General features: G+C 71.4%; 10 protein-coding genes and 2 tRNA genes. 9 read left to right on the plus strand and 3 right to left on the minus strand.

Features of this window, described 5'->3' with window-relative positions; translation table 11 throughout:
- Positions 1-24: 24 nt before the first annotated feature.
- The 9 genes from gyrB (at position 25) to HNR19_RS21670 (ending at position 11,301) form a co-directional block, all read left to right on the plus strand.
- Positions 25-2,193, plus strand: coding sequence for a DNA topoisomerase (ATP-hydrolyzing) subunit B (gyrB, locus tag HNR19_RS21635; protein WP_179669881.1), 2,169 nt, complete (start codon positions 25-27; stop codon positions 2,191-2,193).
- 51 nt (positions 2,194-2,244) lie between these two features.
- Positions 2,245-4,998 (plus strand): DNA gyrase subunit A, encoded by a 2,754-nt coding sequence (gene gyrA / locus HNR19_RS21640; protein ID WP_343047322.1) that lies wholly within the window; start codon positions 2,245-2,247, stop codon positions 4,996-4,998.
- Complete coding sequence (locus HNR19_RS21645; RefSeq protein ID WP_179669882.1) at positions 4,998-5,564, plus strand: DUF3566 domain-containing protein; 567 nt, start codon at positions 4,998-5,000, stop codon at positions 5,562-5,564. Before gyrA ends, HNR19_RS21645 begins: the two co-directional genes overlap by 1 nt.
- Positions 5,565-5,656: 92 nt before the next feature.
- Positions 5,657-5,730, plus strand: a tRNA-Ile gene (locus tag HNR19_RS21650).
- A 184-nt stretch (positions 5,731-5,914) separates the two neighbouring features.
- A complete protein-coding gene (locus HNR19_RS21655; RefSeq protein WP_179669883.1) occupies positions 5,915-6,316 on the plus strand; it encodes a hypothetical protein in 402 nt (133 codons plus the stop codon).
- A 4-nt stretch (positions 6,317-6,320) separates the two neighbouring features.
- A complete protein-coding gene (locus tag HNR19_RS22405) occupies positions 6,321-6,449 on the plus strand; it encodes a DLW-39 family protein (protein WP_343047323.1) in 129 nt (42 codons plus the stop codon).
- Positions 6,450-6,493: 44 nt separating this feature from the next.
- Positions 6,494-6,566: transfer RNA gene (locus HNR19_RS21660), tRNA-Ala, on the plus strand.
- A gap of 261 nt (positions 6,567-6,827) precedes the next feature.
- Entirely contained in the window at positions 6,828-10,271 is a 3,444-nt protein-coding gene (locus HNR19_RS21665) for a glycosyl hydrolase (RefSeq protein WP_179669884.1), read from the plus strand.
- A gap of 70 nt (positions 10,272-10,341) precedes the next feature.
- Entirely contained in the window at positions 10,342-11,301 is a 960-nt protein-coding gene (locus tag HNR19_RS21670) for a hypothetical protein (RefSeq protein WP_179669885.1), read from the plus strand.
- 1 nt (position 11,302) lies between these two features.
- On the opposite strand, the gene HNR19_RS21675 is transcribed toward HNR19_RS21670, so the two are convergent.
- The 3 genes from HNR19_RS21675 to HNR19_RS21685 are packed head-to-tail and all read right to left on the minus strand — an operon-like array spanning position 11,303 to position 13,591.
- Positions 11,303-12,097 carry an MBL fold metallo-hydrolase gene (locus HNR19_RS21675; protein WP_179669886.1) on the minus strand — a complete coding sequence of 265 codons (795 nt, stop codon included), beginning with the start codon at positions 12,095-12,097 and terminating at the stop codon, positions 11,303-11,305.
- 13 nt (positions 12,098-12,110) lie between these two features.
- Positions 12,111-12,851 (minus strand): sterol desaturase family protein, encoded by a 741-nt coding sequence (locus HNR19_RS21680; protein WP_179669887.1) that lies wholly within the window; start codon positions 12,849-12,851, stop codon positions 12,111-12,113.
- Positions 12,848-13,591 (minus strand): FadR/GntR family transcriptional regulator, encoded by a 744-nt coding sequence (locus HNR19_RS21685; protein ID WP_179669888.1) that lies wholly within the window; start codon positions 13,589-13,591, stop codon positions 12,848-12,850. The genes HNR19_RS21680 and HNR19_RS21685 overlap by 4 nt, the downstream gene beginning before the upstream one ends.
- Positions 13,592-13,617 lie beyond the last annotated feature (26 nt).

Raw genomic sequence — 13,617 nt, forward strand, 5'->3', positions numbered from 1 at the left:
CCTGGAGGCCCGTAAACGGCTATCATGGCGATCGGGCCGGGCGCGCATCCTCACGGCTGTTGCGCATCGGCCTTCGTCGTGCCTCCACCTCCCGAAAGAGGACCTCACTTGTCGACCCAGGACGAGCCCACCACCCCGACGAACGGCCAGGCACCCCTCGGTGACTACGACGCGTCGGCGATCCAGGTCCTCGAGGGGCTCGAGGCGGTCCGCAAGCGGCCCGGCATGTACATCGGGTCCACCGGCGAGCGCGGCCTGCACCACCTGATCTGGGAGATCGTGGACAACGCGGTCGACGAGGCGCTCGCGGGCTACTGCGACACGATCCAGGTCACGTTGCGCGAGGACGGCTCGATCAGCGTCACCGACAACGGCCGCGGCATCCCGACCGACACCGCTCCCGGCCAGGAGCTGCCGGCGGCGACGCTCGCGCTCACCGTGCTGCACGCCGGCGGCAAGTTCGGCGGCGGCGGCTACAAGGTCTCCGGCGGTCTGCACGGCGTCGGCTCGTCCGTCGTCAACGCGCTGTCGACCCACCTCCGCCTCGAGATCAAGAACCGCGGCTACCTCTGGGAGCAGGACTTCTCGCTCGGCATCCCCGACTACCCCCTGCGCCAGGTCCGCGAGCTCGAGGAGGGGGAGGGCACCGGTACCACCGTGATCTGGACCGCCTCGCCCGACATCTTCGAGACCACGACGTACTCGCTGGAGACCATCACCACCCGGTTCCGCGAGATGGCGTTCCTCAACAAGGGCCTCAAGATCGTGCTGCGCGACGAGCGGCCGCAGTCCGGCGACATCGCCGAGGCGGTGGCCGACGAGACCGTCGCCAACGAGCTCGACCAGGCCGACCCCGACGCGATCCACGCCGACGGCCACGCGCTGGAGCAGGTCTTCTGCTACGAGCGCGGCCTCGCCGACTACGTCGACCACCTCAACCGGCGCAAGGCGACGCTCTCGTCGATCATCGCGTTCGAGGCCGAGACGCCGCAGGACGTCGACAACCCGATGAGCCTCGAGGTCGCCATGCAGTGGCAGGCCTCGTCCTACAACGAGTCGGTCCACACGTTCGCCAACACGATCAACACTCCCGAGGGCGGCACCCATGAGGAGGGCTTCCGCGCCGCGCTGACCTCGCTCATGAACCGCTGGGGCGAGGAGTGGGGCCTGATCAAGAAGAAGGAGGACCGGCTCACCGGAGACGACATCCGCGAGGGCCTGACCGCCATCATCAGCCTCAAGCTCGGCGAGCCGCAGTTCGAGGGCCAGACCAAGGCCAAGCTCGGCAACACCGAGGCCAAGGGCTTCGCCCAGGGCGTGGTCAACGACCAGCTCGGTGCCTGGCTCGAGAAGAACCCCGTCGAGGGCAAGGACATCATCCGCAAGGCCCAGGCCGCGGCGTCTGCGCGCATCGCCGCCCGCAAGGCGCGCGACCTTGCCCGCAACCGCAAGGGCCTGCTCGGCGGTGGCGGCCTCCCCGGCAAGCTGTCCGACTGCCAGTCACGCAACCCCGAGGAGTGCGAGGTCTTCATCGTCGAGGGTGACTCGGCAGGCGGCTCCGCCCGACAGGGCCGCGATCCGCGCATCCAGGCGATCCTCCCGATCCGCGGCAAGATCCTCAACGTCGAGAAGGCGCGCATCGACAAGGTCCTGGGCAACCAGGAGGTGCAGTCGATCATCTCCGCACTGGGCACCGGCATCCAGGAGGAGTTCGACCTCGACAAGCTGCGCTACCACAAGGTCGTGCTGATGGCCGACGCCGACGTCGACGGCCACCACATCAACACGCTCCTGCTGACGCTGCTGTTCCGGTTCATGAAGCCGCTCATCGAGCACGGCCACGTCTTCATGGCGCAGCCGCCGCTCTACCGGCTCCGCTGGAACAAGCCTCACGAGCACGAGTTCGTCTACTCCGACTCCGAGCGCGACGCCCTGCTGCGCGCCGGCACCGAGGCCGGGAAGAAGCTCCCGAAGGAGAACCCGGTCCAGCGCTACAAGGGTCTCGGCGAGATGAACGCCAAGGAGCTGTGGGAGACCACGATGGACCCCGACCAGCGGCTGATGCTCCAGGTGACGCTCGACGACGCCGCCCACGCCGACGAGATCTTCTCGATCCTGATGGGGGAGGACGTCGAGCAGCGGCGCTCCTTCATCCAGCGCAACGCAAAGGACGTCCGATTCCTCGATATCTGACGATCTAGCAGATCCCTTAGAAATCGTTAGAACGAGCCAGAAAGAGCAATCGTGACTGAGACGACCAGCAACCTCGGCGGCGGCGAGGGCGGCGGCCCCGGCGGGCGGATCGAGCCCGTCGAGCTGCAGACCTCGATGCAGCGGGCCTACATCGACTACGCGATGGCGGTCATCGTCGGCCGGGCGCTGCCCGACGTACGTGACGGGCTCAAGCCGGTGCACCGCCGGGTGCTCTACGCGATGTACGACGGGGGCTACCGCCCCGACCGCGGCTTCTCCAAGTGCTCCCGTGTCGTCGGCGACGTGATGGGTCAGTACCACCCGCACGGCGACACCGCGATCTACGACACCCTGGTCCGGCTCGCCCAGCCCTGGGTGATGCGGGCGCCGCTGGTCCACGGCCAGGGCAACTTCGGCTCCGCCGGCAACGACGCGGCCGCGGCCATGCGTTACACCGAGTGCCGGATGGCGCCGCTGGCGCTCGAGATGGTCCGCGACATCGAGAAGGACACCGTCGAGTTCCAGCCCAACTACGACGGTCGCTCCCAGGAGCCCGTCGTCCTCCCGTCGCGGTTCCCCAACCTGCTGGTCAACGGCTCGGCGGGCATCGCGGTCGGCATGGCGACGAGCATCCCGCCGCACAACCTCCGCGAGGTGGCGGCCGGCGCGATGTGGTCGCTCGAGCACCCCGACGCCACCCGCGAGGAGCTCCAGGACGCGCTGATCGAGCGGATCAAGGGCCCCGACTTTCCCAACGGCGCGCTGATCGTCGGCCGCGACGGGATCGAGCAGGCGTACCGCACCGGCCGCGGCTCGATCACCCAGCGCGCGGTGATCGAGGTCGACGAGGACAGCGGCGGCCGGACGATCCTGGTGATCACCGAGCTGCCCTACATGGTCAACCCCGACAACCTGGCGCTCAAGATCGCCGAGCTCGCCGACTCCGGCAAGGTCCAGGGCATCGCTGACGTGCGCGACGACACCTCCGACCGCACCGGCCAGCGACTGGTGGTGGTGCTCAAGCGTGACGCGGTCGCGCGGGTCGTGCTCAACAACCTCCTCAAGCACACCGAGCTGCAGACAAACTTCAGCGCCAACATGCTCGCGCTCGTCGACGGCGTGCCGCGCACGCTGAGCATCGACCAGTTCATCAGCAACTGGGTCACGCACCAGATCGACGTCATCGTCCGGCGCACCCGCTACCTCCTCGCGGACGCCGAGAAGCGGGCACACATCTACCGCGGCCTGGTCAAGGCGCTCGACATGCTCGACGAGGTGATCGCCCTCATCCGGCGCTCGCCCGAGGTCGACGACGCCCGGCAGGGGCTCATCGAGCTGCTCGACATCGACGAGGTCCAGGCCAACGCGATCCTCGACATGCAGCTCCGGCGGCTGGCCGCCCTCGAGCGGCAGAAGATCATCGACGAGCTCGCGAAGATCGAGCTCGAGATCGCCGACTACGAGGACATCCTGGCCAAGCCCGAGCGCCAGCGGCAGATCGTCGGCGACGAGCTCGGCGAGATCGTCGAGAAGTACGGCGACGACCGGCGCACGCAGATCATCGCGGCCGACGGCGACCTCTCGATGGAGGACCTCATCCCCGACGAGGAGCTCGTCGTCTCCATCACCCGCGGCGGCTACGCCAAGCGCACCCGCGCCGACCAGTACCGCAGCCAGAAGCGCGGCGGGAAGGGCGTCCGCGGCGCGACCCTGCGCGGAGACGACGTGGTCGACCACTTCATCGCCACGACCAACCACCACTGGCTGCTGTTCTTCACCACGGCCGGCCGCGTCTACCGCACGAAGGCCTACAACCTCCCGGAGGCGTCGCGCGACGCCAAGGGCGGCCACGTCGCCGGCCTGCTGAGCTTCCAGCCCGACGAGTCGATCGCGCAGGTGCTGGCGATCCGCGACTACGAGCAGGCGCCGTACCTCGTGCTCGCCACGAAGAACGGCCTCGTCAAGAAGACGCGGCTCGGCGACTACAACAGCCCGCGCCAGGCGGGCGTCATCGCGATCAACTTCCGCGAGGACGACGACGAGCTGATCGGCGCCGAGCTGGCGAGCGAGGGCGACCACATCCTGCTGGTGTCGCGCAAGGGCCAGGCCATCCGGTTCAAGGCGGCGCTCACCCCGGCCGAGGTCGAGGCGGGCGAGCAGGAGCAGCTGCGGCCGATGGGCCGGGCGACGTCGGGCGTCACCGGCATGAAGTTCCGCGACGGCGACTCGCTGCTCTCGATGTCGGTGATCCGCGCGGCCGAGGCGGCGCACGAGGACAGCGACGAGGCGGTCCAGTACGTCTTCACCATCACCGACGGCGGCTACGCCAAGCGCACCCGCATCTCCGACTACCGCCTCCAGTCCCGTGGCGGCCTCGGCATCAAGGCGATGACGCTCACCAACGAGGAGCGCGGCGTCCTGGTCGGCGCCTTCATCGTCGAGGACGGCGACGAGGTCCTCTCGATCACCACCGGCGGCCAGGTCGTGCGGAGCCCGATCAACGACGACTTCCGGCCGACCGGACGCTCCACCCAGGGCGTGAAGTTCGTGACCCCGAAGGCCGGCGACTCGGTCGCGGTGGTCGCCCGGTCCGTGGAGTCGCGGGTCGAGGACGAGATCGACGCCGGCGATGACGACAACGGTGCCGGCAACGGTGCCGACAACGGTGACGGCGCCGCCGCCGAGAGCGCTGTCGAGACGACCGGATCGCCCGATTCGGGTCCGGATGACACAATCGGTGCCATGGACCCCGCCGAGACGGGCGACACCGACGCCACCGATGGCGCCGGGGAGAGTGAGGGTTGATGACCGACCGTGCCACCGAGCCGTCGACGCGACCTCGCATCCCGGGCTCCCCGGTCGGCAAGGACGACAGCACCGTCCGCCCGCCGCTCGCCAGCGACAAGCCGGGTCCGCTGCCCGACAAGCCGGGCCCGCCCGCCGGTGCGCCGGCGCCGTCGCTGCCTCCCGGCGCGACGGTGACCAGCCGGCCCCGCGTGCCGCGCCGTGCGCGGCTCCGCCTGACGCGCGTCGACCCGTGGTCGGTCATGAAGACCTCGTTCCTGCTCTCGATCGCGTTCGCGGTCGTCACCGTCGTCTCCGTCGCGATGGTGTGGCAGGTGCTTGGCGCCGCCGGCGTCTGGGACTCGATCAACAGCACCGTCCAGGAGGCCATCGGCGGCGAGGACACTGCCGACTTCCGGGTCGAGGACTACGTCGGCACCTCGCGGGTGCTCGGGTTCACCATGCTGGTGGCCGCGATCGACGTCGTGCTGATCACCGCCGCGGCCACGCTGACCGCCTTCCTCTACAACATGGCGGCCGCGCTGCTGGGCGGCATCGAGCTCACCCTCGCCGAGGACGGCCACTGAGCCACCTCGTTTTGTTGCGGCGGGACCCCCTCCGGTAACGTTCCTCCTCGGCTCGTCGCCGCGGGGCTTCCACCCAGAGCGACCTGCCACCCGGGCCTATAGCTCAGACGGTTAGAGCGCTTCCCTGATAAGGAAGAGGTCACAGGTTCAAGTCCTGTTAGGCCCACTCGCGCGCACCGCCGCCGACCCCGACCGGTCGGCGGCGGTCGTCATTTCGGCGCAGACCGCGGCCCGCCGATCGACCTGCACCGAACCTCCACACTTCCTCCCCTCCGCCTGACCATCGGGTGACCTAGCGTGAGTGCCGGGCACCGCAGTCGGTGCCGCGCATCCGGGAAGGGGACGCCGCCATGTTCAGCGAGACCACCTACTACCGCGTCGGCATCGCGTGGGCCATCGGCACGACGCTCTTCCTGGTCCTGGCGGCCGGCGCGCTCGGCGTCATCGGCGAGGGTGGTGAGAGGGACCGCATCTACCTGGGCGTCATCGTCGTCCTCGTGGCCGGGTCACTGATCGCCCGCCTCCGCGCCCGCGCGATGGCGGTGGCACTCGCCGTGACCGCGGCGTCGCTGGGCGTCACCTTCGCGGTCTCGTTGATGGCCGGGTGGGACGACCTTCCGGGTGCGTCCGTGCTCGAGCTGCTGGGCCTCAACGCCATGTTCGCCGCCCTGTACGGCTTCGCGGGGTGGCTGTTCTGGATGGCCGGCGGCGCAACGCGATTTCCGCAGGAGAACGGGTCGTCGGTACGCTGACGCGGTGTTCAAGAAGATCTTTCTGTCCGCGCTCGCCGCCGCGGGCGTCGCGTTCGCGGTGAAGAAGCTCCAGGAGAGCAAGGCCGAGCAGGCCCTGTGGGCCGAGGCCACGGACAAGCTCCCGGAGGCGTAGCAACCCGCAGTCGAGGCGGTCGCCCCGCGACCGCCACGAACCAAGGGGCCTTGGCGCAATTGGTAGCGCACCTGCTTTGCAAGCAGGGGGTTAGGGGTTCGAGTCCCCTAGGCTCCACCCAGCGTGGCGATACACCGCCGCTCGCTGCGTTCTCCTCGGTCGGCGATCGCTTCGCTCTCTAGATCGCCTTCCCTCGTCGGCCTTGCGATCGACGGCGTCTCGCCACGCTGGCCTGGAATGCGATGCGCCGGCCCTGCCGGCGACCCTCGCCGGTCAAGCCCGTGGCCGGATGCGGACTGAAACGTTCCAATTGCGACGCCCTTCGGCTTAGGTTCTGCACGCCACGCAGTGACGGACCTCACGAAGGGACTCGGACCCATGAACCGATCAGCACGCCGACGCCGCCTCCTCGGTGCGGGAGCAGTCTCGACGGCTGCGGTCGTCGGGCTGTCCCTCACGGCCGGGCCGGCGGTGCCCGCTCCCGCCGACCCTGCGGACAGCCGGGTGGCGGCCGCTGTACAGGCGGAGGGCTTCGACCCGGCGGCGTTCGCCGACCCGGCGGGGGACACGCGCCCGATGGTCTACTGGTACTGGACGGGCAACGTCACGCCGGCCGTGGTGGACGCCCAGATGGCGGAACTGCGCGACAAGGGCATCAACGAGGCGGTCCTGTTCCCGTACGGCGGCGACAAGATGCAGCCCGCGTTCTTCACCGAGGCGTGGTTCGACATCGTCGAGCACGTGCTGCGCGAGGCCGAGCGCACCGGGATGCGGATCTGGCTCTACAACGACAGCAACTTCCCCAGCGGCAAGGCCGGCGGCATCATCGCCAACGGCGGCACGGTCGGTGACAAGACCTACGAGCCCAGCCCGGAGCTGCGGCTGAAGGCGCTGCAGCGGTCGACCCTGGTCGTGGAGGGGCCGACCACCATCGACCCGGCGGAGTCGAGCGGCCTGAGCGTCACCGAGGGCCGCCTCGTCGTGGACGGTGCGCTCCGCGAGGGCGCCCACCCCGTCGTCGCCGGCTCCGCGTGGACCGACTACACCGTCAGCGGCAAGGTGCGGCTGACGGCCTCCGGTGCGCAGCTGATGGTCCGCTCGTCCGCCGACGGGCGAGAGGGCTACCTCGTCGACGTCGACGTGAAGGGCCGGGCCAGCGTCTGGCGGGTCGACGGTGACGAGCGCACCCGGCTGACCACCGGTGTGCCCACGCCCGGATTCCACCCCCGCAGCGAGCAGACGATCAACGTCACGGTCAGCGGCGACCAGATCAAGCCGGTCATCAACCGCACCACGCAGCCGGTGGCCGTCGACGCGACGTACCCGACCGGGGCGCCCGCGGTCAGCGCGGAGTACGGCGGCGTCGGCATCGAGGACGCGGTCGAGGGCCTCCAGCGCGTGACGTGGGGCAACCTCACGGTCACCGGGCCCGCCGGTGGCGAGCTGTGGTCGCGGACGTTCGACAGCGCCGTCGACATCGGCGAGTTCGGCGGCCCGACCGTCCGGGTCGAGGGCGCCGTCGCGGCTGCCGCACGGCCGGCGGGATCGACCGCCGGCGAGGACCTCGTCGAGCTGACCGAGGAGCTCGAGGACGGGTCGTGGCACGTGCCGGCCGGCCGGTGGATGGTCGACACCTACGGCACGGCCGTGCTCAAGGACGACACCAGCGGCTACCACCGCGGTTACCTCGACCTGCTCGACCCGGACGCGACCGACCGGCTCCTCGAGGTCGTCCAGGGCGAGTACGTCCGTCGCTTCGGTTGGGCGATGGGCACGGTCGTGCCGGGCTTCTGGGACGACGAGCCGTTCATCTCCTCCGCGGAGCCGTGGCCGTTCAAGCGGCTGCCGTGGTCCGACAGCCTCGCCGGCCTGGTCGAGGAGGCCGGCGCGACGCCCGGCATCGCCTACACGGCGGCATTCGACCAGCTCGGTCGCGCGGGGGAGCGCCACTCCGGCGCCTACTGGCGCGCGGTGAACAACGCGTTCGCGACCAACTACTACCAGCGGCAGGCCGAGTGGATGGACGACCACGGCCTCCAGCTGATCACCAACCCGCTGCTGGACGAGGAGAGCCCGCAGCAGCGGATGCACAGCACCGGCGACCTCGCGAAGAACAACCAGTACGCCCAGGTGCCCGGCACGGACATGATCACCGAGGACTACACGGCGGGGCGGCAGACCACGCTCGGCCGCAACGCCGCGGCCGCCGCTCACCACAGCGGTGCGGAGATGGCGCTGTCCGAGGTGTTCGGCAACTCCGGCTGGGACGTCGCGCCGGAGTACATGCACGCCACGATCGGCGCGCTGGCGACCCGCGGCATCAACTCCTTCGCGCTGCACGCGCTGTGGACCGACGAGCAGCAGGTGTACTTCGCCCCGCCGTTCGGGCCCAGCAGCACGTTCTGGGACGCGATGGGCGACGTCGACGCCTGGATCGGGCGCGTGAGCGAGCTGGGCCGCGGCGAGTCCCTGGCCCGCACCGCCCTGCTCCAGCCGCAGCGCGCGGCCGAGCAGACCCGCACCACCGACGAGGAGCACGAGCTCGACGCCCGTCTCAGCGGCGCGGCGTACGCGCTGGAGCGCGGCCAGGTCGACTTCGACCTGGTGAGCGACGGCTCCTTCTCCCGCGACGCGCGCACCCGCTTCCACGCGCGTCCGCGCAGCGGACGGCTGCAGGTGGGCGCGGCGACGTACGACATGGTCGTCGTGCCGTCGACGCCGGTGCTCGACCTGGAGACCGTGCGGACGCTCCAGGAGCTGGTCCGGACTGGTGGCCGCGTCGTCGCGGTCGGCGCGCTGCCCGAGCACGAGGCGCGGGGACGCGATGCCGCCCTGGCCACCGCGCTGGACGCCCTGTTCGGTGGCGCGTCGGGCTCGTGGACCCGCCGGGGCGCCGGACAGGTCGCCGTCGTGGGCGACAACGAGGCACTACCGCACCTCGCGCGGGCGGCCGGCACGGCCGCGGCCGAGCTGGCGCCCGCCGCGCCGGCGGTGCGGGTGCTGCGCACCGGGCGGGGCGACGATGTCGCCTACCTCGTGAACAACGAGTCCGGAGCCGCGGTCGCGACCGCGGCGACGCTCCCGACCGACGGCGTGCCCGAGGTCTGGGACCCGCGCACCGGCAGCACCGACGCCGCCACGACGTATGACGAGGGCGGCACCGGCGAGACGATCGTGCCGCTCGAGCTCGACCCCTACGAGACGATCGCGATCGTGTTCCGCGACGGCGCCACGAGCGGGCCGCACCTGGTCGACGACGCGCTCGAGGTCGAGGCGGCGGAGCTCGACGTGGATCCCGCGTCGCTGCTCGCGACCCTCGTGGTGCCGGAGCCGGGCACCAGTGCGCTGGTGGCGCGGCACAAGGGGAAGACCTACCGGGGCGAGGTCACCGTGACCGACGAGCTGCGGCCGATCGCGGTGGACGGCCCGTGGACGGTGCGTCTCGAGCGGGACGGGGAGACGGCCCGGCCGACCGAGCTGGGCTCGTGGACCGCGATCGACCCGAAGTTCTCGGGCAGCGCGGTGTACAAGACGACCCTGGAGCTCACGGGCGCCGAGCTGGCCGACCGCCGGCTGCTGCTCGACCTCGGCAAGGTCGGCGACCTGGCGGTGGTGACGATCAACGGAGTGGAGCTGCCGCGGCTCCTGTGGAGCCCGTACCTCGTGGACGCGACCGACGCGCTCCGGCCGGGCGAGAACGCGATCGAGGTGCGGGTGACCAACACGCTGCAGAACCGGCGCACCAACAGGCCGCTCCCGTCGGGGCTGCTCGGTCCGGTGACCCTCCGGCCGGAGGCGGTCGTCGACGTACGCCTGAGGTGACGGAGCCGGGCGAGGCACGGGTTGGCGGGACTGTCCGGTCGCGGGCGGAGACCGTGGCAGACTGCCCCCCGTGAAGGTCAGGCTCTGCGCGGTGTTTGCGCTCGCAGCGGCCCTGACCAGCGCGTGCAGCGACGACCCCGAGCCGTTCCGCCCGCCCGACATCGACTCGGCGGCGGTTTCGACCGACTACGACCCCGACCTCGAGCCGTCGGCCGCGGCGCTCGCGCTCGTGCCCGCGGAGGCCACCGTGCTGGAGGTGACCGACTTCGACCAGCTGCGACTGGTGCTCGGGTTCGGGTCCCTCGACGGCGACTCGCCCGCCGACGAGCGGCGCAAGTTCTGGGCGGCGGCCGAGGGCGCGGCGATGCTCTCCGACGGGCTGCTCCGGCCGGACGATGAACGACTGCGCCGGGAGTACGGCTTCGGCCAGGACGACGTCGCGTGGGAGGCCCACTACGGGGTCGGCGAGACGACCGACTGGGTGATCGCGTTCCACGAGGACGTGCGGATGGACGACGTACGCCGGGCCGCCACCTACGGCGTCGGTCCGCTCGACGACGTCGAGATCGACACCCAGCGCAGGCTGGTGTCGTCCGAACCACTGCCCGACGGCGACGAGACCTGGGCGGCCGACGCGGCGCTGCACGACCTCGTCGGCGACCCGGCGGCGTCGACGTACGTCGAGACCGACTGCCTGCCGTTCGACACCGTCTTCGGCGACGGCATGCAGGCCCAGCTGGCGGCGGCGCCGGCGGCCGAGCTGAGCATGCTCGACCCGATCGAGGGCTTCTCGGTCGCGTTCGGCGGCGAGCTGGTCACCGTGCGCCTCGGTCCCGACCGCGAGGACGCGTTCGAGCGGATGCGGATCGCCGACGTCATGCCGCGCACCGACCCGGAGTTCGGCGTCGCGTTCGCCCGCGGCGTCGCCGACCCCTCGGGCGGCCGGATCGGCTACGACCTGGCGCGGCCGGCCAGCGCGGTCGAGCTCACCGAGGGCCGGCACCTGCCGTTCGCGGTCTGCGCCGACTGAGCTATCCCACCGCTCCGCCGGGGGCGCCCGCGGCGAGGTCGTCGAACGACTGCTTGTCGTGCGCGCAGAAGACGGTGACCGCGCCCGCCTGGTCGGTGGACAGCGCCCGGAGCCGCTCGACCGTCGCTCGTCGCGCACCGTTGTCGAGCGCCATCGCCGCCTGGAAGAGCGCCAGCCCGCGGTGGCAGGACGGCGGCACGTGGAGGTCGCCGGAGTCGAACGTCGTGTCGCCCGCGTGGAGCAGCCAGTGCCCGTCGGGCCGGCGTACGGCGACGCCGCAGTGCCCACGGGTGTGGCCCGGGAGCGGGACCAGCAGCACGTCGTCGCTGAGCGTGGTGGCGCGGAAGCCGAACCAGTCCTCGCCGAACTCGTCGTGGCGCACCCAGTGCGGGCCGTGCTCCCACTGTGCTGCGAGGTAGCGGGCCCGCTCCCGCAGCGACGGCCTGGTCGCCGCCTCGAGCTCGTCGCGGTGCAGGTGCACGCGCGCCGCCGGGAAGTCGCCCAGCCCGCCCGCGTGGTCGAGGTCGAGGTGGGTGAGCACGATGTCGGTGACGTCGCCGGGCTCGTGACCGAGGGCGGCCACCTGGGAGACCGCCGTCTCGGTCGGCGCGAGCCGCGGTCGCTGGACCGTCACGAACCCGCGCCCCGTGCGGCTCCGTGACCCGAGGTCGCCGGTCCCGAGGCCGGTGTCGACGAGGAGAAGGCCCTCCGGGCGCTCGACCAGCAGCACGTGCGCGACCGCAGGGGGTCCGAACCGGGGGTGCATGCTCGCGCAGTTGAGGTGGTGGACGGTCATGCCGCAGATCGTGTCAGAGGTCGAGGGCGTGCAGCCTCTGGACCGTCGGTGACGTCGGCACCGTGCTCGGATCGGGGTTCGTGCCGAACAGCCGGTCGGCCGTCCCCGCGGTGGTCACCGTGAACCAGTAGTGCTCGCTCTTGTAGTGGTGCAGGCGGTGGTTGCGCCACACCGCGCGGTACCACCGCGACCTGGGCCGGTAGTCGCTGTGCAGCAGGTAGTGGGTCCACTCGTAGCCGGACAGCAGCAGGTAGACCACCGAGACCATGGTCAGCGTCGCCGGCCAGCCCGGCATGACCAGCCAGGCGATGCCGAAGATGATCAGCGGCAGGTAGAGCTCCACCTGCCACGGCACGAACACCAGCGGGATCTCCCGCGGGTTCGCGTGGTGCTCGCGGTGCTTGCGCGACAGCAGGGGATCGACGGTGACGCCGGCGACCTTCCGCGGCCGCCAGTGCAGGATGCAGACGTGGATGAGCCACTCCACGACCGGCATCACCGCGAGCAGCCCGGCCGGGATGGCGAGCTCCCACCACGAGCCGCCGCCGACCACGACGCGCGCGGTGACGGCCGTGACCAGGCAGGTGGTCAGGATGTACGGCGACGGGTGGTGCCAGAAGGCGCGGAACACCTCGCTCAGCGTCTGGGAGGTACGACGCTGCCCGCGCACGGACGTGCCGGTGATCCGGGCCTCGTCCTCCGCGACCTGCTGCCGCGCCAGCGCCTCGACGCGCGGGTCGACGGGCGTGCTCATGCCTCATCCTCGGTCTGCTCAGCCTGCTCGGTCAGGGCGGCGAAGGCGGCCAGCAGCGACCCCGCCGTGGGGTCGAGCACCCGCTCCGCGGCGGCCCGCGCCGTACCGGGATCGCCGGCGCCGATCGCCGCGACGAGCACCCGGTAGGGCTCCACCACGCCGACCTCCTCCTCGAGCAGCGCGCCGAGCACCGGCAGCGCGGGCTCGTAGGCGGCGCGGAGGCTGTTGAACATCAGCCGGTAGACCAGCGAGTCGGCGGCGTCGACCACGACGTCCCACAGGGCCAGCACCTCGCGCTGCCACGTCACCGGGTCGGCGGAGGCGGCGAGCCGGTCGACGACGTCGGCCAGCGCCGCTGCCGTCGCCGGGCCGCCGCGCTCGGCGGCGAGAGCGGCGATGCCGGGGGCGATCTGGGTGCGGGCCTCGACGATGCTGCGCGCGATGGCCGCGTCGAGCTGGCCGCCGCGGACCAGCAGCCGCGGCAGCAGGTCGAGCCCCGCGTGGCGACGGAAGTCGCGCACGGTGGTCGCGCCGCCGTGCCGCACCTCGACCACGCCCGTCTGCGCGATCCGCTGGAGCGCCTCGCGCACCGCGGGCCGGGAGACGCCGAGCACCTCGGCCAGCCGGCGCTCGCTCGGGAGTGCCTCGCCGACGCCGAGCTCGCCGTCGACGACCTCGGAGAGCACCTGGTCGAAGACCTGGTCGGACACGGACTGCCGCTGCACGGGTTTCAGGGCCATGCCGACGACCGTACGACGATGTGGCC

The sequence above is a fragment of the Nocardioides thalensis genome (assembly GCF_013410655.1).
Lineage (GTDB): Bacteria > Actinomycetota > Actinomycetes > Propionibacteriales > Nocardioidaceae > Nocardioides > Nocardioides thalensis.